Here is an 18,384-nt window from a genome sequence, read left to right as displayed (position 1 = left end):
TTTCTTTTGCTCATCGTGAGATGTTTTCTCTGCGTCGATCACACAAGTTAAAATTCATAATTCACTTATCAAAAAACATAATAGCACCCCAGTGGGTATTTGGTCGAAATGGCGATGCTCAATATTTGTGTATTCACTTTTATAATCAGGATGGATTCTATGAAATTAAAAAAAACGGTAATACTGATAAGTGCATTCTATTCCGGCGCGCTTTTCGCGGCACAACCCGCGACGAACGTGGAAGAAAAGTTGGCGCAACTGGAAGCGCAAATTCAGGCGCTTAAACAGCAGCAGGCGGCCGCCGCGCAGGCAGCATCCGCCGTTGTTGTGCGGTCGGAAGAGCCGGTGAGCAAAGCCGAACCGCCAAAGCTGACGCTTTCAGGGTATGGTGATATTAAATTTTATGGCGACGTCGAGTTTAATATGGATGCCGCGAGTAAGACCGGCAGTCTGACGTCCGTCAGGCAAAGCGCTAATAGTGACTGGGCACCAGGAGATAAAGAACGCTGGGATATTAACGGACGTATTTTATTAGGCTTTGATGGTTATCGTAAAATGGATAACGGCAATTTTGCCGGATTTTCTGTTCAGCCCCTCGGCGATCTCGTCGGGAAAATGTACCTCGATGATGCGGTATTCTTCTTTGGTTCTGAGAACGACTGGGAAATTAAAGTCGGACGCTTCGAAGCGTACGATATGTTCCCGCTCAATCAGGATACCTTTGTGGAATACTCAGGAAATACCGCAGACGATCTCTACAGCGATGGCTACGGTTATATCTATATGCTGAAAGAGGGCCGCGGGCGAACCGACAGCGGGGGCAACTTCCTGATGAGCAAGACGCTGGATAACTGGTATTTTGAGCTTAATACCCTGTTTAAAGACGGCAGCGATTTGTACGTCGACCAGCGTTATCACGGCGCAGAACTTGAGAACGATAAAAATGTGACCTACGTGCGCCCGGTCATCTCGTGGCAGGACGGGCCGTTTTCCACCGCGGTCGCCATGGAGACCAACCTGGTGAACAACGCATACGGCTATCGCGACGACGCAGGGCGCTGGGTCGATCAATCCGACCGTACCGGCTACGGGTTTACTATGACCTGGGACGGGCTCAAAACCGATCCGCAGGACGGGGTGGTTATAAACCTCAACACGGCTTACCTGGACGCGACGGGCGAAACCGACTTTACCTCAGGCATCAATGCCCTCTGGCATAATTTTGAGCTGGGTTATATCTACGCCCATAACGAAATCGACGAATTCAATACCTCGACGTTTGACGCAGAGTGTGAGAACGACTGCTGGATCTCTGACCCGGGCGAGTATGACATTCATACCATCCATACGTCGTACCTGATCCCGAACGTCATGAAGATGAAAAACTTCAACATCTATCTGGGCGCGTATGCGTCCTAGGTCAACGCTTCCCCGAAAGAGGGTGATAATAAAAACGACGACCGCTACGGTGGCCGCGTGCGCTTTAAATACTATTTCTGATGCCCGCCTGCCGGTCAGATCTCTTCCGGGGTCTGGCTGGCTTCCCGCAGCGTGCCCGGCGCATGGCCAATGATGCGCTTAAAGGCCCGGCTAAACGCTGCCAGCGATCCGTAACCCAGCCTGAGTGCAACCGTTTCAATCGGCTGGTTTTCGTGACGAATGTACTGAATCGCCAGCCGCATTCTCAGTTCGCTGAGATACTTTGCCGGGGTGGTTCCCGTCGCGGCCAGAAACCGTTCGGCAAACACGGAGCGGGAGGTGCCCGCTTCTTTTGCCAGTTCCGCCACGCTCCAGTTCAGGCCAGGCTGCTGGTGCATGGCATAAATGGCCCTGCTCAGCCGCGGGTCGCGTAAGACCTGCACCCAGCCGGTGGCTTTCCCGCAGCCAGCCTCAACCCAGCCGCGGACGATCAGCGCCGCCACCACGTCAGCCAGCCGGGCGAGGATCCCGGCAAACCCGACCTGTCGCGTCATTGACTCGCGCTCCATGGCCGCCAGCAGCGGATGGATTTCCGGCCAGGTGGACATCAGTCGGCTGACCATCATCACTTCCGGCATCGCTTTAATCAGCGGCTGCATCCCGCCGAGCTCAAAATCCATACACCCGCTAAAGATGATGGTGTTCTCGTTCTCCGGACAGGGCTCGCAGGTAATCGCACAGACCGAGCCGCAGATAGGCTCGCTGGGAAAGGCATTCACCGGGGTAATGGCTGCCTGCGCGTCAGAGAGCAGGGCATGAGAATTACCGCCAGGAATAAACAGCGCGTCGCCGCTGCTCAGTTCAAACGTTGCGCCGCTGTCCATTCGGAGCAGGGCGCTTCCGTGGCTCACAAAATGGAACTGCGCCTTACCGGGTGCCTGGTGGAACGCCACGCCAAACGGCGCGCTGGCTTCAATCCGCCGGTATTTCACGCCCGACAGGCGCATGCCGCGTAAAAGTTCGCTGATCAAATCGGGGGACTGTACGGTCATGGCGCAACTCCGGACGAATAATCAATAAGTGGAGATTATATGTCATAGATCGTCCACGGTGAACCCTCTATGCTTTTGCGACAGTTGTCACATTTTTATAACGGGAGAATAACAGATGAATTCATGTGTCGCGGCGAGAGAGGCCGTTGCGCCTGCCAGACCCGCCTGGCGGGCCGTCTATTCACTGGGGCTGGGCGTGTTTGGTTTGATAACGGCAGAGTTCCTGCCGGCCAGTTTGCTGACGCCGATGGCCGCGAGCCTTGGCGTCAGTGAGGGCATGGCCGGGCAGGCCGTCACCGCCACCGCGCTGGTGGCGCTGGTCACCGGCCTGTTGATCGCCCCGGCGACCAAAAATATCGACCGTCGCTGGGTATTGATGTTTTTCTCCGTGCTGCAAATCATCTCCAGCCTGCTGGTGGCCTTTGCGCCCACGCTGCACGTCCTTCTGATGGGGCGCCTGCTGTTAGGGGTCGCCATCGGTGGGTTCTGGGCGATGTCGACGGCCACGACGATGCGTCTGGTTCCGGCGGATAAGGTGCCGAAAGCGCTGGCGGTGATCTTCTCCAGCGTGTCGATTGCCACCGTGGTTGCGGCCCCGCTGGGGAGCTATCTGGGCAGCCTGATTGGCTGGCGCAACGTCTTTGTGCTCTGCATTCTGCCGAGCATGCTGGCGCTGCTGTGGCAGATCTGGGTACTGCCGTCCATGAAGCCAGAGAGCAGCGGTAGCCTGAGCACGTTGTTCCGCGTGCTGCGTCGTCCGGGGATGATCGGCGGCATGCTGGCCACTATTCTGATCTTCAGCGGCCATTTCGCCTTCTTTACCTACCTGCGCCCATTCCTGGAAACGGTGGGGCAGGCGAACGTTGAGACCATTTCACTGATCCTGCTGGGCTTTGGGCTGGCGAACTTTGTCGGCACTTCCGTTGCCGGGCACCTGCTGGCACGTAATCTGCGCCTGACGCTGGCGCTGGTGCCTTTCGCCATGGGCATACTGGCGCTGGCGATGGTGGCGTTTGGCCATCTGGCGATGCTGGACGGGTTCCTGGTGGCGCTGTGGGGCTTTGCGTTTGGTCTGGTTCCGGTAGGCTGGTCAACCTGGCTTGCTACCACCGTTCCGGATGAAGCCGAAAGTGCAGGAGGGCTGCTGGTGGCCTCAATTCAGCTGGCAATCAGTGCCGGTGCGGCCGTGGGCGGAGCGGTATTTGACCTTAACGGTGCCAGCGGAGTATTCGCCGGAAGCGGGTTGCTGCTGGTGACGGCGATGGTGGTTGTGTTGATGGGCGTGAAGGTCAAAGCGGAGTAATTTATTTGCCGGGTGAGCGCTTGCGCCACCCGGCCCCAGGCTTACAGCCCTTTCTTATCCATCCACACCGCCAGATCCACCAGGCGGTTAGAGAAGCCCCACTCGTTGTCATACCACGCCAGGATCTTCACCATGTTCCCGCCAATCACCAGCGTGGAAAGCCCGTCGATAATGGAGGAGCGCGGGTCGCCCTGATAGTCGCTGGAGACCAGCGGTTCATCGCTATAGCCCAGAATGTCTTTCAGCGGCCCGCTGGCTGCCGCGTTACGGAACGCGTCATTCACCTCTTCGGCGGTTACGTTCCGGCTGAGCGTTACCGTTAGATCCACAATCGACACCACCGGAACCGGCACGCGCAGAGAGTACCCGGTGAGTTTGCCGTCCAGTGAGGGAATGACTTTGCCCAGCGCTTTCGCCGCGCCGCTGGAGTAAGGGACAATCGACAGCGCCGCCGCGCGCGCGCCGCGCAGATCTTTCTCCGGCTGGTCGTGCAGCGCCTGGCTGTTGGTGTAGGCGTGCGTCGTGTTCATCAGACCATGCTCAATCCCGAACTGCTGATGCAGCACCTGAGCCGCCGGCGCCAGGCCGTTCGTGGTGCAGCTCCCGTTACTGACGACCACATGCTGAGCCGGGTCGTAGCGATCGTGGTTCACCCCCATCACAACCGTCAGATCGTCATTCTTGCCGGGCGCGGAGATGATGACGCGCTTTGCACCACCGTGCGTGACGTGCACCGCCGCTTTTTCCCGCTCGGTAAAGAAGCCGGTGGCCTCTATCACCACGTCAACGCCGACATCGCGCCACGGGATATTTGCCGGATCGCGCTCGCTAAACACCGTGATCCGCTGACCGTCCACCTGCAGCGCGCCGTCAGCCGCTTCAACGGGCGTGGGCAGTTTGCCCAGAAGGGAATCATGTTTCAGCAAATGGGCGAGGGTTTTACTGTCCGTCAAATCGTTAATGGCCACAATCTGAAGAGCCGGGTTACCCAGCGCCGCGCGCAGGAAATTACGTCCGATACGGCCGAAACCGTTAATACCGACCTTAACCATGGTGCACTCCTTATCTCTGTTGTCTGGAGTCACTGTAGGCGTCGGGCTGGTTGGCGTAAATGACAAAAAAGGATCAGATTACGCCATCTTGCGGCAGTGGAATCGCTGGCGGTACTCGCCGGGCGTGAGGTGAAGCTGCTTCTCAAAGATGCGGCGCAAATTAATGCTGGTGCCAAACCCGCTTTGCTCGGCAACGCGATCAAGGGGATCATGTGTCTGCTCAAGCAGCTGCCGGGCGGCGGCCAGGCGCGCTTCGGTCACGTAGCGGGCAGGCGAGACGCCCGCGTCGCGGGTAAATACCCGGGTAAAATTGCGCGGGCTCATCGCCACCTTTTCGGCAAGATTTTCCACGCACAGGTCGGCGGTGAGGTTCTGCAGGATCCAGGTTTGCAGCTCGCTTATGGGCCCCGATGTGCCAGGCTGCTGCAGGCTATAGCGGCTAAACTGCAGCTGTCCGCCGGGACGTCGCAGGTACATCACCATATCCTGCGCCACGTCGCGGGCGAGGGTAAATCCGTAGTCGTCCTCCACCAGCGCGAGGGTCAGGTCGAACCCGGAACTGACGCCGCCGGAGGTCCAGATGGGGCCATCCTGAATGTACAGCGGGCCCGCTTCGACATGGATAGACGGATACCGGGCTTGCATTGTCTCCAGCAGCCGCCAGTGGGTGGTGGCGCGACGACCGTCCAGAAGGCCGGTCTGGGCCAGCAGCATCGCGCCGCCGCAGATAGAGGCTACCCGCCGGGCATGCGGCGCAGCGAGGTGCAACCAGTCCACCACCGCCGTGCTTTCCTGCTCGTTCATCCCGCGTCCGGTGATGATAATGGTGTCCAGCGGTTCGCGCGGATCCAGCTCCGGCAGACGATAGTCCGCCAGCAGGTTCAGACCGGACTGGCCGTGGATCACCTGGTGAGGCTGCGTGGTGGCGATGATAATACGGTAGCGGGGCCGGGAAAGCCCTTCCGGATGCAGCCGGTTGGCCTGCATCAGAATGTCGGCGATACCGGCGGCTTCAAACAGCATGCCACCGTCGGGAACGATAATTAAAATTTTCTTCATGTCCTGAAAAGTACCTTTACCACAAAATAAGTCAAGCGGCGCGTGCCCCCCACATTTCTGGCAAAGCAAAGCGATTTAAGTTCTTTGTTATTTCAGGCGTTATCCCCGATCGTCAGGGCACTGTCTCTGGCGAAACGGCGTCTGAAGGAATGAGTCAACGAAGCTCCCTCTATTTACATCCGCAACAACGCGAACAAATCCGCCATCTCGCATCGGGTTTTATATGGCGAAGCGAACTGCCCACGTGGCTGTTGATCGTCACTATTTATGCCGGCTGGTTTGCCACGCTGGCGTTCTGGCAAACGCTGGGCCTGCTGCCCGCCACGCTGCTGCTCATCGGGTTTACCGCCTGGTACATGTCGCTGCAGCATGAGCTGATCCACGGACATCCCACCCGTTTCGCCTGGCTTAACCAGCTGCTTGGCACGCTCCCGCTGGCGGTCTGGTATCCGTACGGCCTGTACCGGGATTCCCATCTTGCGCATCATCGGCACCATAGCCTGACCGATCCGGTGGATGACCCGGAGTCGTACTATTTTACCGACGAGAGCTGGTCACGTTTTTCGCCGTGGCAGAAACGCGCGATCCGCGCCCGGAATACCTTTTTCGGGCGGCTGGCACTGGCGCCGCTTCTGGATATCCTTCAGACGCTGGGCAGCGCCGTGACGTCGTTTCGTCATCGTCAGCCGCGGGCAATGGCGATGTGGCTGGTTCACGCTCTGCTGCTGGCGGCGCTTTTCGCTTGGATGGCGCATCTCGGCTTTTCACCCGTCTGGTTTGTGCTGGCGGTAAGCTATCCGGCGCTGGCGCTGACCAAGGTCCGGTCGTTTTACGAACATCGGGCGGCGGACGATCCGCTCGCGCGATCGGTCATTAACGAGGCCGGGCTGTTCTGGCGGGTGCTGTTTTTGAATCTCAACTACCATTCCATTCACCACGATTTACCGGGTGTTCCCTGGTACGGGTTACCGACGATCTACCGGCAAAATCGGGAGGCGTACCGGCAGCGTAACCACGGCTTTGTGGTCAGGGGCTACGGTGACTGGCTACGCCAGTTCTGGACCCGGCCTGTGGAGGTCACCGTTCATCCCGGAAAACAACAGGAGGAGAGGTATGAGTAACCTGCTGGCGCTTCCCATGTACGCCGTGGATCGCGCCGACACCCGCGCGCTCTGGCTGGCGGTGCAGCGTCTGCTGGCCGCACGGGATGTGCCCGTCGATCCTGTTCCCGGCTGGCCGGAGTCTGACCTGCTGACCCACTGGCGGCAGCCTGAGCTTATCCTCAGCCAGACGTGCGGCTACCCGCTGGTCACGCAGCTCCCGGACGTGCAGGTGGTGGGCTGTTTTCACTACACCGCGGAGGGCTGCGAAGGGTTCCAGTACCGCAGCTTTCTGGTGGCGCGCGAGGAGGATCGGCACCTGACGCTGGCGGATTTTCGCGGACGTCGGGCGGTCTGTAATTCGGTAGACTCGCAGTCCGGCTATAACGCACTGCGAAAAAAGGTGGCTCCCCTGATTGTTGACGGGCCATTTTTCTCACAAACGTCATTCAGCGGCAGTCACCGTCAGTCCCTGATTGACGTCCAGCGCGGGAAAAGCGATATCGCCGCCATCGACTGCGTGACCTGGGCGCTGCTGGAGCGTCATGAGCCGGAACGGCTTGCGGGGCTGGCGGCGATCGACCGTACCCCGCTTACGCCTGGGCTGCCATTAATCACGTCGCAACGCACGTCCCCCGAAACACTCAGTGCCATTCGCGATGCGCTACGCGAGCTGGTGAGCGCGCCGGAATACCGGGAGGTTTGTGCCGCGGTTCTCATCGGCGGTTTTAGCGTGGTGACGCGCCAGGCTTATTTTCAATTAAATGATTAAATTGAGTGATTAAGCACATTTCTAAAATTAAGTGCAAAACTACCGAAGGTGAGGGCATTGAATCAATGCGAGTTGTAATAGTGAGCGAGATGTTATGAGTAACTTAATAGTTATACACAAACTATAGGCTCGCGCCTTCTCAGGATGATAAGGTTAATTATAACCCAGAGTGATTATTTTTATTAGAGGTACTCACAATAAATTTTGTGAGTGATGTCATAGCTTTATACTTTTTCGTTCAAATTGTAATTCCTATAAATAATTATAAGTTACAATGGTATGTTTTACCATTGAGCCGTTCACACAGTAAAATAATTCATATAAAAATGAGAGTGCAAAGATGAAACTGGAAAAGTTGCGACTATTATACAATGAAATAATTGATGAAATGAGTCTCGAAGGGGTTTCGGTTGGAGTGTATTATTTATATAATAACACTTGGTTTGAACTAGACAATGATTTACAACCAAATAAGCAAATTAGAGCAAATCTTGAAAAATGTTATATAAGAAGGGAAATATTCAGGCCAGTTAAAAGTAAAACCGCTTGGTTTATTTGTCAAGGTATTGATTGTATTGTTTCCCTTACTTTTCAAAGTAATGTGCAAAGCAGGACATTGGAGGTTTTTAATACAAGACTAAATAAGGCAAGTCAGAGAGCCATTAATTCATACAAAGTATCGTATAATCAGCTTACTCAATTATTAGCAAGAGATTCTTTTCGAGAAAAGTTACTGTTAAAAATTCAAGGAGGACATGAATTACCTTTGAGCGGTGAAATTCAAGAGGATGGACAAGATAAAATACTAGCAGTACTTGCTCTTGATATAGACCATTTCAAACAAATAAATGATACATATGGACATCTCTATGGTGATCAAGTCTTAAAAACTTTTGCAATACGTTTAGAGCAATGCGCAAAAAAAATAAATAATGATAAAGATGTGGAAATTCATATCGGACATCCCTCGGGGGAGGAATTTTTAATTTCAATTTGCGGGAACTATAGTAAAGAACAAATTATTGATTGGGCTAATATTTTTAGAAGCAGTATTTGTGATGAACCATTACCCACAGACATAGAATGGATGAGATTGTGCGACAAGGAAAACCTTTCATCAGTTGTCCCACCACACTTACATGAAAGGAATGTAACAACAAGCATCGGCGTAGCATTTTATAACCTTTCAATTGGAGAGATAAACAATGAAATAAATTCAATACTTGAAGATGCTGATACAGCATTATATCGCGCTAAATCCGCTGGTAGGAACCAAGTAGTTAAATTCGAGGAGATATTACATATATGCGGGCGTGTTTTAGAACATGATGCTGTTACAAATATTGTTGCTATTGATATTGGTAAAAATGTTGGTGTTCTTTTGGGGCAGGAGTTTAAGGTATACCCACCAGGTTATACAGGTAAAAGAAAGTTTATTATTAACGATGGCAGAACAACAAGAAGCATAGGTACTTATCCACGGATAGAACTAACAACAATTACGATTTTTAATGTACAACCTGAAATGGCCTTTGCTTATGTTTCTGACACAAAAAATACCTCTATTACCATAGAGCAAGGATCAAGTCTTGAAGCTATACCTACTGGGAGTATAAGTCATCTATTAACTTCTTCATCTCGTTTTTTACCTGACTCTACAGCATATGCTCATATTGGCGATTCATCATTACTACAAAAATTCGTTCATGACAATATAAATAATTCAGGGAATGTATTTTCTGTTGTGTATAGATTTTCGGCAGAAGAGGATTATCTTAAACGTTATGGTAGTGCAGCGCTAAATAAATCTTTAGCTAAGCTCTTTAATGAAGTCAGTGGCAACTATAATTCTGACTCAAGAGTAGGTATTTTGGATTCAGGGTCTATATGTCTTGTTGGTAAAGGAGATGTTTATGATGAGGATATATTGGTTAATCATTTTAAGGCTCTTAAAAACATGTTTTCAGAGCTTCAACTTAGAATAGGTGTGTTTTGCCAAAAGGATATCGGCGAAGCTGATCCCGAAAAACTTGATCCAAGATACTCAATAGAATTTTCAAGATATGCTGCCTCTGATAATGCTGCTGATACGAACTCAGAATTAGTACATTTTAATTACGATACGGTTGGTGTTATATTAAATTCTCATAGGAAGAAAAAAGCCTATAAACAAGGTATTGTTGACTTCGAAAATTTGAGAAAGCTTGGAGTTGAAAATGCATATATTCTTAATTTAGCAGGTTTGATTTATTATAATGATGGTGACAGCAGAACTGCTGCTGATGTTTTTGAAAAAGCTGTTAATAGAGAACCAAAAGAATATATATATAAAACAAACTTTGGTACGGTTACTTATTATCTTTCCGAATATGAACGTGGGCTTAGAGTCCTCAATGACATCAGTGATTCTGATCTCGAGAAAGCTCTAACGCAACATGCTTTTGGATATTATGTTTACACATTAATGCTTGCTAAAGCTAAAGTTAATAATCTTAGTTGCTTTAATCTTGAAAGGTTTAAATTAATGGCGGAAAAAGTATTTGGCATGGCTGAATACAAAAATAGAGAGTCTTTGAAGATCATTAGGGCTGCTTTGGAGTAAAGCTAATACCGAGGGGTTATCGTGACGGATGCCCCTTTTCAAATAGACGCTAACTGGTTGATAAATGATTGTTTTTTTAAATCTTTAACTCTAAAGAGAAATGTATTTTTTTACATTTTATATATGCAATAATTCAATTTCACGTCTACAATAAAATTTTAAATTGAGCTAATGATAATTAAGGCCTATTTGCATTGATCGCATGATAAATCGCCTGGGCGTCGGTAAAACAGCGCAGCGCCAGCGAGGAGACGGGCTTCTGCCTGCGCATAATCAGGCCGACGGGGGCCTCAACGTTCGCATCGGCGATGGGGACGATCCTGAAATTGTTGTTCAGTTCCTCAAGCCCGTTGTTCAGCGGCATCACGGCGCAGCACACGCCGCTCTGAACCGCCTGAATGATCTGGTATGTGGAGTCGCTCTCGAAAACGGACCTGGGTTCGATGCCGGCTGATTTAAAGCTGGCCTCCATATGCGCCCGGTAGTGCATCCCTTTGGTCAGGAACCCCAGCGGAAAATCCGTCAGGTCGCGCCAGGTGAGCGGTGTCTGGTCCAACTGGAAATGGCGGGTGTCGTGCAGCAGGCCCATCTTCGTTTTAGGTAGCTGGATAATATCAAACAGGCTGGTGTCGATGCTGTTGAGATAGCAAATCCCCAGTTCCAGCTGGTTGCGGCTGACGCCGTCCGCAATCTGCGCCGAAGACATAGAATAGAGGCTGTAGGTCAGCTCCGGGTACTTTTGCGTCAGCTGGCGGATAAAGATCATCGGATCCACGCTCGCCAACGGCACCATCCCCAGACGTAATTCCCCCACCACCTGACCTTTGCACAGCGCGGCTTCCGCCTGCAATCCGTCGTGCGCGGCGAGCAGCGCGCGCGCCCACGCCAGAATACGTTCACCCTCCGGCGTAAACCCTTCAAAGCGCTGTTCGCGCACAATCAGCACCAGCCCGAGTTCCTCTTCCAGGCTGCGGATGCGCATGGAGAGGGTCGGCTGGGTGATATTGCACCGCGAGGCCGCTTTACCAAAATGGCGGGTTTCGTCGAGCGCGAGTAAATATTTTAACTGTTTTATGTCCATCACTCTTCTCTGCGCGTGAAGCCTTACAGCATGCGGATCTCTTTCGAGCGCAGGGTAATGCGAACCGGAACCGATTTATACGACGGCGTGCCGCTGTCCTTATCGAGATAATCGAGCGGCACCAGCACGTTGGCCTCCGGGTAATAGGCCCCGACAGAGCCCTGGGCGATGTTGTACGCCACCACGGTAATATCCTCCAGACGCTGAGCGCTGCCGGGCAGGGCGGTTTCAATATCCACGCGATCGCCGTGTTCCAGCCCCGACAGCGCCATATCCTCTTCGTTCATAAACAGCACGTCGCGGCGGCCAAACACGCCGCGGTAGCGGTCGTCCAGGGCATAAATGGTGGTGTTGTACTGATCGTGGCTGCGCAGCGTAATCAGGCGCAGAACATGCTCGCCTTCGCCGCTGGCGTTCTCGTGTACGCCGTCGAATACCGAAAACATCGCTTTGCCCGTCGCGGTCGGCCAGATACGCTGCGTCGGCGGCAGCGGCATGCGGAAGCCGCCGGGAACGCGGATCCGCGCATTGTAGTTCTCGAACCCCGGGATGGTCTGCTCAATCAGATCGCGGATGCGGTCGTAATCCTCGACCAGCGTCGTCCAGTCTACACGGGTATCCGACAGCGTGGCTTTCGCAAGGCCTGCCACGATGGCGGGCTCCGAGCGGAGTAACGGCGAGGCGGGTTTTAGCTTGCCGGAGGAGGCGTGCACCATCGACATGGAGTCTTCAACGGTAATGGACTGACGGCCGGTGGCCTGCATATCCAGCTCGGTGCGGCCGAGGCACGGGAAAATAAAGGTCTCTTTGCCCACCAGCAGATGGGTACGGTTGAGCTTGGTCCCAACCTGCACGCTCAAATCAAGGTTACCCATCGCCGGAAAACCCCGTTCGTGATCGGGCATCGCAACGGCAAAGTTACCGCCGAGGCAAATGAGCGCTTTTGCGCGACCGTCGATCATGGCCTGCGTCGCCTGCACCGCATCATGCCCGTGACGGGAAGGGGGCTCAAAGCCAAACACCTCTTTCAAACGCGTCAGGAAGGCGGGGGTGGGCTTCTCGCTAATCCCGACGGTGCGGTTCCCCTGAACGTTTGAGTGGCCGCGCAGGGGGCAGATCCCCGCGCCGGGCTTGCCGATATTCCCGCGCAGGAGCAGCACGTCAGCAATCAGGCGGACGTTGGCCGTGCCTTTATTGTGCTGGGTAATCCCCATTCCATAAGTAATGATGGTGGCGTTTGATTTTGCATAGGCCTCGGCCACCTTTTTGAGCGCTGCCTGGCTGAGCCCGGACTCGCGCTCGATGTCATCCCAGCGGGTCTGCGTGATATCGGCAGCAAAGTCGTCAAGGCCCTGGGTGTGTTCTGCTATAAAGGCACGATCGAGCACGTTACCGCGTTCGGCCTCCATTTCAAGAAGATGTTTAGCAATACCTTTCAGCGCGGCAGCATCGCCCCCGGCCTTCACCTGGAAGTAGGTTGAGGCGATATCCGTAGAGCTATAGGTTGCCATTTCAATCACGCTTTGCGGATCCGCAAAACGTTCGAGGGCGCGCTCGCGAAGCGGGTTGAAGACGATAATCGGCACGTTGCGACGAGCCAGCTCATGAAGGGTCCCCATCATTCGCGGATGGTTCGTGCCGGGGTTATGGCCGATGGAGATCACCAGCTCGGTCTTGTCGAAGTCGTCCAGCGAGACGGTACCTTTCCCAATACCGATGGAGCGCGGCAAGCCGACGCTGGTGGCCTCGTGACACATATTCGAACAGTCCGGGAAGTTATTGGTGCCGTACTCCCGGGCGAACAGCTGGAACAGATACGCCGCTTCGTTGGAGGCACGTCCGGAGGTATAGAACTCGACCTGGTCCGGTTCGAGCCCGCGCATGATTTCCCCGATACGTTGAAACGCCTCGTCCCAGTCGACGGGCCGGAAGGTATCGCTAGTCCGGTCATAGCGCAGGGGATGCGTCAGACGCCCGTAACCCTCCAGCTCAAAGTCCGATTTTGCCAGCAGCGAGGAGACGCTGTTTTCCGCCAGAAACGCGGGCGTCACGCGCTTACTGGTTGCTTCCCATGTCACCGCCTTGGCGCCGTTTTCACAGAACTGGAACGTTGATTTGTGTTCTTTATCGGGCCACGCGCAGCCCGGGCAGTCAAAACCGTCAGGCTGGTTGGTGCGCAGCAGCGTAGCGGGGGCTTCAAAGGTATCCATTTGAGTCCGTACCGCAATGGCCGTCGCTTTTAACGCGCCCCAGCCGCCGGCAGGACCATCATAGTGTCTGATACCGGGAACTGAGCGTCTTTTCGTGTTCATACATACTCCTGACGTGTTTGGTCGCGCAACGGCTGGGTAATAAGCAAAAGCAATGACTGGCATAAAGGTTAACCCATGCGATCGAGTTATAGCTCTTGCCTGCAATCATATTTATAACAATGGGTTAAAGCGGTTCATGTGTAACTATTTAAAGAAATTATAACGAAATTTTATCATTTTAATAATAAATTATATCTATCATGTGTTCAGTCTGAGCGATGGCGGTAGCGGCGCGATGATGTAGTCAGGGTGAAATTTCAAATGAAGGTTGCGTGGTTTGCAGCAAAGCGAATCCGAACAGAAAAGGGAATGCTTCACAATTTCATCGAGGGAAACGTCATAAATGGTGTAGCAACGCTTAATTGTTATAATATCCAGGTGATAATAACGGGGAAAAAGTAGTGGCTAAAAGAGAAACTTATTTTGAAGTGCAAAATTAACTTTTTTCAACCCTGCTGAATAAGCTTCATATATTCATCTTACCCCTTCCAGTAATTAATGTTACATGGCTAATGCAACAAATAATTCATACTGGATATATTTTCTGCACCTCACAAAAAGCCAAATTCTACTAGTTATGGTAGTAGCAATAATAGAGTGACTGCGGTAATGAAAGTAATTCTTTTTTGTGGTTAATCTTTAAATATCAATTGGATAACTGGTTGTCTGGCGGGTGAAATAGAGGGTCGCACTTAAACCATATTTTTTTCTCAGATTAATCCTATAATCATTCATATGCTTCTTTAAGCACCACTTGTCAGGCAGGAAATATTGAATTGCAGGCAAGCTCATGTAAACTTGTTTACCGTTTGTCAAAATATGTCAGGAAGACGCTGGGCCTTATTCTGAAGGGCTCGTGCGGTAGCTATGCCTTAAAATTAGTAACACCCCGAAATTATCCTGACTATTTTAACAATAGCACCTAAGTCAAATTTCATCCCCTTATCTCCATCATCAAAATATCGCTACGGAAAAGCATATGAAAATGCGCGTACTGTTTTCACTTCTGTTTGTAATGGCGGTGGCGGGCTGTAAAGCGCCACAGAAACCGGCAATCACCGACGACACGATTGTGACCAGCCAGGTCAACGGCGTCACCCTGACTCACCGTCACGCCGTGGTGCCGCCAACGGAATTCACCCCGCTTAACGAGCCTTATCGCGCCATGTACCCGGCCTCCCTGATGAGCCGTCCTGATTTTGGCGGAAAGGTTATCCGTACGCTGGATACCGGCAAAACTTATGTGGTGCTGGGGCAGGTTGAACACTACTGGATGGCGCTCGCCGATGAGGGGAACGACCAACTGATTGGCTACGTCCCGATGCGTGCCGTTATCAAAGCCGACCAGTACGAAGCGACCGTTCGTAAACAGGCCATTCGTCCTAAGGCGCGTAAAAAGGCGACCTGCGTCGATGTGGATGGCAACAGCAAAGCCTGCAAAGACAGCGCTAACGGTACCTGGATCCTGAACTAAACGGCTTTCGTGGGCGTATTTTTATGAATAATAAAAAGTTTCATCGGCTGTGGTTAGTCTTTTACGCGGCGTTTTTCGCCCTTGTCAGTGGTTGTACGTCGTCTTCACACAGCGACCCTTCCCGCTACAATCTGCAGTTTCAGGCTCATCCACAAATCAATGATTCTGCGCCACTTAAAGTCCGGGTGCTGTTGTTGAAATCCGATGCGGATTTCATGTCCAGCGACTTCTATTCCCTGCAGAACAACGCGTCAGCAACGCTTGGCGCGAATCTGCTGAACAGCGATGTTTTCTTCCTGATGCCGGGACAGCTGTCCAAAACCCTCAGCGGTCAGAGCGATCCCGAGGCGCGCTATATCGGCGTGATGGCGGAATATCAGAAGCTGGACGGTAAAAAATGGCGCGTTTCACTCCCGCTGCCTGTGCCAGGCGAAAATCATATCTACCAGTTCTGGAAATGGTCCGCGGATGAACTCCAGGCCAACGTTTTTCTCGACGTAAACGGCATTCGGGTCATCAGCCAGTAACGCGCTTCACAACAGGAAACACATCATCATGACCAAAGCAGAAAAGGTCGTCTGGACCGAAGGCATGTTCCTGCGTCCACACCATTTTCAGCGGACTGAAAGTTATCTGCTCAACCATGTTCGTGAGTGGGGTGCGCTGCAGCGTTCTTATCTCTGGGGCTTTCTCGACGTAGAGCTGGACGAAGCAATGCTTCGCCAGGGCTGCATTGCCCTGAGCTACTGCAGCGGGTTACTGCCGGACGGCACCTTTTTCCAGGTGCGCAACGGACGCAACGGTCCCGCACCGCTAAAAATTCCTGACAACCTCACCAACGAAAAGGTGGTGCTTGCGCTGCCGGTTCGTCGTGGCGAGCGGGAAGAGGTGATCTTCAGCGAAGAGCCGGCCTCGCTGGCGCGCTTCGTCGCGTTCGAGCAGGAGGTGGAAGACGATAACGCCATGTCGGTAGGGGATGCTACCGTACAGTTTGGCCGCCTGCGTCTGACCCTGATGCTGGAAAAAGACCTCACGGCAGAATGGACCGCCATCGGCGTGGCGTTTGTGACTGAAAAACGCAACGACAACCACGTGCGGCTCGATAACAGCTACATCCCGCCGATGCTGAACGCCAACAACAGCCCGCAGATCTACAGCATGATTAACGATCTGCACGGCTTGCTGGTGCAGCGCAGCCAGCAGATTGGCGGCCGCCTGCGCCAGCCTGGCCGCTTTAACACCTCTGAACTGATTGAATTTACGCTGCTGTCGCTGGTGAACCGTCATCTGGGCGAGATTTCACATTTGAAAACGCTGCCGCTGCTGCACCCGGAAACGCTCTGGCGCAGCTGGCTGCCGTTTGCCACCGAGCTCGCCACCTGGACGTCGCAGCGTACAACCGAGAGCGTGCTGCCGATTTACGATCACGACGATCTGGCGAACTGCTTCAGCAAGCTGATGCTGATGCTGCGTCAGGGGCTGTCGCTGGTAATGGAAGACCACGCGATTCAGCTGCCGCTTAACGAGCGCTCCCATGGCCTGAACATTGCCACGGTGCCTGAAACCAGCATGGTGCGTGAGTTTGGCTTCGTGCTGGCGGTAAAAGCCAACGTGCCGGGCGAACACCTGCAGACCCATTTCCCGGCGCAGATGAAGGTCGCACCGGTCTCGAAAATTCGCGATCTGGTTCAGCTACAGCTGCCGGGCATTATGCTGCGCGCCATGCCGGTCGCGCCACCGCAGATCCCGTGGCATGCCGGCTACAGCTACTTTGAGCTGGAGAAGGGCAGCGAGCTGTGGCACGAGATGGATAAGTCCGGCGCATTCGCCCTGCACCTTGCAGGGGAGTTCCCGGGGCTGGATATGGAGTTTTGGGCCATCCGTAGCCCGACAGAATAATAAAGCGAGCGCTTAATATGCAGGAACGACAGGATAGCGGCAGTGATGCCGCGTTTACCGGAGCCAGTAGCAACAATCAGCTGGTGGCGGCCGCCAATCCGCTGCTCAACGCGATTCCGCAGATCCGTCATTCGGTATCACATGACGATCAGGTGGCGTTACGCCAGCGCCTGATCGATGAGATTCGCCGTTTTGAAGTCCGCTGCCAGCAGGCGGGGCTGCCCTACGAAGTGATCGTCGGGGCGCGCTACTGCCTGTGTACGGCGCTGGACGAGGCCGCCGCGCTTACCCCCTGGGGCAGCAGCGGCGTCTGGTCCAGCAATGGCCTGCTGGTGACGTTCCATAACGAAACCTGGGGCGGGGAGAAGTTCTTCCAGCTGCTGGCGCGCCTGTCGCAGAACCCGCGCGAGCATATTCTGCTGCTGGAGATGATCAACTACTGTCTGCTGCTGGGCTTCGAGGGGCGCTACCGGGTACTGGACAATGGTCGTACCCAGCTTGAAACCATCAAGCAGCGGCTGTGGCAGATGATCCGCGGCGTGCGCGGTAGCTATCCGCCGCCGCTTTCTCCTCATCCGGAAGATCGTCCGGTGCTGCGCAAGCTGTGGCGGCCGATGGTTCCCCTGTGGGCCTGCGTGGCGCTGGCCGGGTTTATCGCCTGCCTGTTTTATATCGTGCTTAACTGGCGTCTTGGCGACAGCACCAACCCGGTGCTGGCGAAGATTTACCAGTCCCAGCTGCCGGAAACCACCATCCAGCAGCCGGCGCGTCAGCTGCCCGCTGTGCTGAACCTGCGCGGCTTCCTGAAGCCTGAAATTGAGGCGGGCCTGGTGGCGGTGAAAGACGAAGCGGATCGCAGCGTCGTGATCCTGAAGGGCGACGGGCTGTTTGCCTCCGCCTCTACCGTCGTGCGCGACCGCTATGAACCGGTCATCAACCGCATTGCGCAGGCGATGAATAACGTCAGCGGCAAAATTCTGGTGGTGGGCTACAGCGATAACGTGCCGATCCGCAGCGCACGCTTTGCCTCTAACTACGAGCTCTCACTGGAACGCGCGCGCTCCGTACAGAAAATGCTGCAGGGAAGCCTCTCTCAGCCTGGCCGCGTGAAGGCGGAAGGGCGGGGCGAGATTAACCCGGTGGCGCCGAACACGACCCCGGAAAACCGCGCCCGTAACCGCCGTGTGGAAATTACTCTGCTGGTGTCGCCTGAAAACACTCAGGCCGAGCTGAACGGATTGCCGCAAGGAAACTAAGGA

General features: G+C 53.8%; 13 protein-coding genes and 1 pseudogene. 9 read left to right on the top strand and 5 right to left on the bottom strand.

All coding sequences use genetic code 11. The annotated features are described in order from the left end of the window. Window positions 1-159: 159 nt before the first annotated feature. Window positions 160-1,500, top strand: a pseudogene (locus AC4ICF_RS13575) (carbohydrate porin). A 14-nt stretch (window positions 1,501-1,514) separates the two neighbouring features. Here AC4ICF_RS13575 and AC4ICF_RS13570 read toward each other — a convergent pair. Further along, the gene (locus tag AC4ICF_RS13570) at window positions 1,515-2,471 is read right to left on the bottom strand and encodes an AraC family transcriptional regulator (protein WP_116339300.1); all 957 of its coding nucleotides are present in this window, start codon (window positions 2,469-2,471) and stop codon (window positions 1,515-1,517) included. 115 nt (window positions 2,472-2,586) lie between these two features. On the opposite strand from AC4ICF_RS13570, the gene AC4ICF_RS13565 reads away from it, so the two are divergent. Beyond that, window positions 2,587-3,774 (top strand): MFS transporter, encoded by a 1,188-nt coding sequence (locus tag AC4ICF_RS13565; protein WP_116339302.1) that lies wholly within the window; start codon window positions 2,587-2,589, stop codon window positions 3,772-3,774. A 41-nt stretch (window positions 3,775-3,815) separates the two neighbouring features. Here the strand turns inward: AC4ICF_RS13565 and gap are convergent, their stop codons facing one another. Both gap and AC4ICF_RS13555 read right to left on the bottom strand, forming a co-directional pair. After that, complete coding sequence (gap, locus tag AC4ICF_RS13560) at window positions 3,816-4,826, bottom strand: type I glyceraldehyde-3-phosphate dehydrogenase (protein WP_316379607.1); 1,011 nt, start codon at window positions 4,824-4,826, stop codon at window positions 3,816-3,818. Between the two features lie 78 nt (window positions 4,827-4,904). Continuing rightward, window positions 4,905-5,885 (bottom strand): GlxA family transcriptional regulator, encoded by a 981-nt coding sequence (locus AC4ICF_RS13555; RefSeq protein WP_163329905.1) that lies wholly within the window; start codon window positions 5,883-5,885, stop codon window positions 4,905-4,907. A 149-nt stretch (window positions 5,886-6,034) separates the two neighbouring features. On the opposite strand from AC4ICF_RS13555, the gene AC4ICF_RS13550 reads away from it, so the two are divergent. The 3 genes from AC4ICF_RS13550 to AC4ICF_RS13540 all read left to right on the top strand — a co-directional run bounded on the left by AC4ICF_RS13550 (window position 6,035) and on the right by AC4ICF_RS13540 (window position 10,359). Continuing rightward, complete coding sequence (locus AC4ICF_RS13550; RefSeq protein WP_316379609.1) at window positions 6,035-7,006, top strand: fatty acid desaturase; 972 nt, start codon at window positions 6,035-6,037, stop codon at window positions 7,004-7,006. After that, the gene (locus tag AC4ICF_RS13545; protein WP_316379611.1) at window positions 6,999-7,757 is read left to right on the top strand and encodes a phosphate/phosphite/phosphonate ABC transporter substrate-binding protein; all 759 of its coding nucleotides are present in this window, start codon (window positions 6,999-7,001) and stop codon (window positions 7,755-7,757) included. Before AC4ICF_RS13550 ends, AC4ICF_RS13545 begins: the two co-directional genes overlap by 8 nt. A gap of 340 nt (window positions 7,758-8,097) precedes the next feature. Further along, window positions 8,098-10,359, top strand: coding sequence for a GGDEF domain-containing protein (locus tag AC4ICF_RS13540; RefSeq protein ID WP_316379612.1), 2,262 nt, complete (start codon window positions 8,098-8,100; stop codon window positions 10,357-10,359). Window positions 10,360-10,537: 178 nt separating this feature from the next. Here the strand turns inward: AC4ICF_RS13540 and AC4ICF_RS13535 are convergent, their stop codons facing one another. After that, complete coding sequence (locus AC4ICF_RS13535) at window positions 10,538-11,440, bottom strand: LysR family transcriptional regulator (protein ID WP_316379613.1); 903 nt, start codon at window positions 11,438-11,440, stop codon at window positions 10,538-10,540. A gap of 23 nt (window positions 11,441-11,463) precedes the next feature. Beyond that, window positions 11,464-13,752 carry an FdhF/YdeP family oxidoreductase gene (locus AC4ICF_RS13530; protein WP_316379615.1) on the bottom strand — a complete coding sequence of 763 codons (2,289 nt, stop codon included), beginning with the start codon at window positions 13,750-13,752 and terminating at the stop codon, window positions 11,464-11,466. Window positions 13,753-14,731: 979 nt separating this feature from the next. Here AC4ICF_RS13530 and AC4ICF_RS13525 point away from each other — a divergent pair. The 4 genes from AC4ICF_RS13525 to AC4ICF_RS13510 are packed head-to-tail and all read left to right on the top strand — an operon-like array spanning window position 14,732 to window position 18,381. Continuing rightward, on the top strand, window positions 14,732-15,226 hold the full coding sequence (locus AC4ICF_RS13525; protein WP_163329910.1) for an SH3 domain-containing protein: 495 nt from the start codon (window positions 14,732-14,734) through the stop codon (window positions 15,224-15,226). A gap of 23 nt (window positions 15,227-15,249) precedes the next feature. Then, window positions 15,250-15,753, top strand: coding sequence for a type VI secretion system lipoprotein TssJ (tssJ, locus tag AC4ICF_RS13520; protein ID WP_116339318.1), 504 nt, complete (start codon window positions 15,250-15,252; stop codon window positions 15,751-15,753). Window positions 15,754-15,781: 28 nt separating this feature from the next. Further along, a complete protein-coding gene (tssK, locus tag AC4ICF_RS13515) occupies window positions 15,782-17,125 on the top strand; it encodes a type VI secretion system baseplate subunit TssK (protein WP_316379617.1) in 1,344 nt (447 codons plus the stop codon). Between the two features lie 17 nt (window positions 17,126-17,142). Then, on the top strand, window positions 17,143-18,381 hold the full coding sequence (locus AC4ICF_RS13510) for a DotU family type VI secretion system protein (protein ID WP_166711502.1): 1,239 nt from the start codon (window positions 17,143-17,145) through the stop codon (window positions 18,379-18,381). Window positions 18,382-18,384: the final 3 nt, after the last annotated feature.

Source organism: Enterobacter sp. ECC_219_Taxon_10, assembly GCF_058354905.1.
The sequence above is the reverse complement of the archived record's forward strand: the minus strand, read 5'-3'. Positions and strand labels throughout refer to the sequence as shown.

Bases quoted from the DNA above. Each gene is read 5' to 3' on its own strand.
- AC4ICF_RS13570 (WP_116339300.1), bottom strand. From the start codon at position 2,471: ATGACCGTACAGTCCCCCGATTTGATCAGCGAACTTTTACGCGGCATG.
- AC4ICF_RS13565 (WP_116339302.1), top strand. From the start codon at position 2,587: ATGAATTCATGTGTCGCGGCGAGAGAGGCCGTTGCGCCTGCCAGACCC.
- gap (WP_316379607.1), bottom strand. From the start codon at position 4,826: ATGGTTAAGGTCGGTATTAACGGTTTCGGCCGTATCGGACGTAATTTC.
- AC4ICF_RS13555 (WP_163329905.1), bottom strand. From the start codon at position 5,885: ATGAAGAAAATTTTAATTATCGTTCCCGACGGTGGCATGCTGTTTGAA.
- AC4ICF_RS13550 (WP_316379609.1), top strand. From the start codon at position 6,035: ATGAGTCAACGAAGCTCCCTCTATTTACATCCGCAACAACGCGAACAA.
- AC4ICF_RS13545 (WP_316379611.1), top strand. From the start codon at position 6,999: ATGAGTAACCTGCTGGCGCTTCCCATGTACGCCGTGGATCGCGCCGAC.
- AC4ICF_RS13540 (WP_316379612.1), top strand. From the start codon at position 8,098: ATGAAACTGGAAAAGTTGCGACTATTATACAATGAAATAATTGATGAA.
- AC4ICF_RS13535 (WP_316379613.1), bottom strand. From the start codon at position 11,440: ATGGACATAAAACAGTTAAAATATTTACTCGCGCTCGACGAAACCCGC.
- AC4ICF_RS13530 (WP_316379615.1), bottom strand. From the start codon at position 13,752: ATGAACACGAAAAGACGCTCAGTTCCCGGTATCAGACACTATGATGGT.
- AC4ICF_RS13525 (WP_163329910.1), top strand. From the start codon at position 14,732: ATGAAAATGCGCGTACTGTTTTCACTTCTGTTTGTAATGGCGGTGGCG.
- tssJ (WP_116339318.1), top strand. From the start codon at position 15,250: ATGAATAATAAAAAGTTTCATCGGCTGTGGTTAGTCTTTTACGCGGCG.
- tssK (WP_316379617.1), top strand. From the start codon at position 15,782: ATGACCAAAGCAGAAAAGGTCGTCTGGACCGAAGGCATGTTCCTGCGT.
- AC4ICF_RS13510 (WP_166711502.1), top strand. From the start codon at position 17,143: ATGCAGGAACGACAGGATAGCGGCAGTGATGCCGCGTTTACCGGAGCC.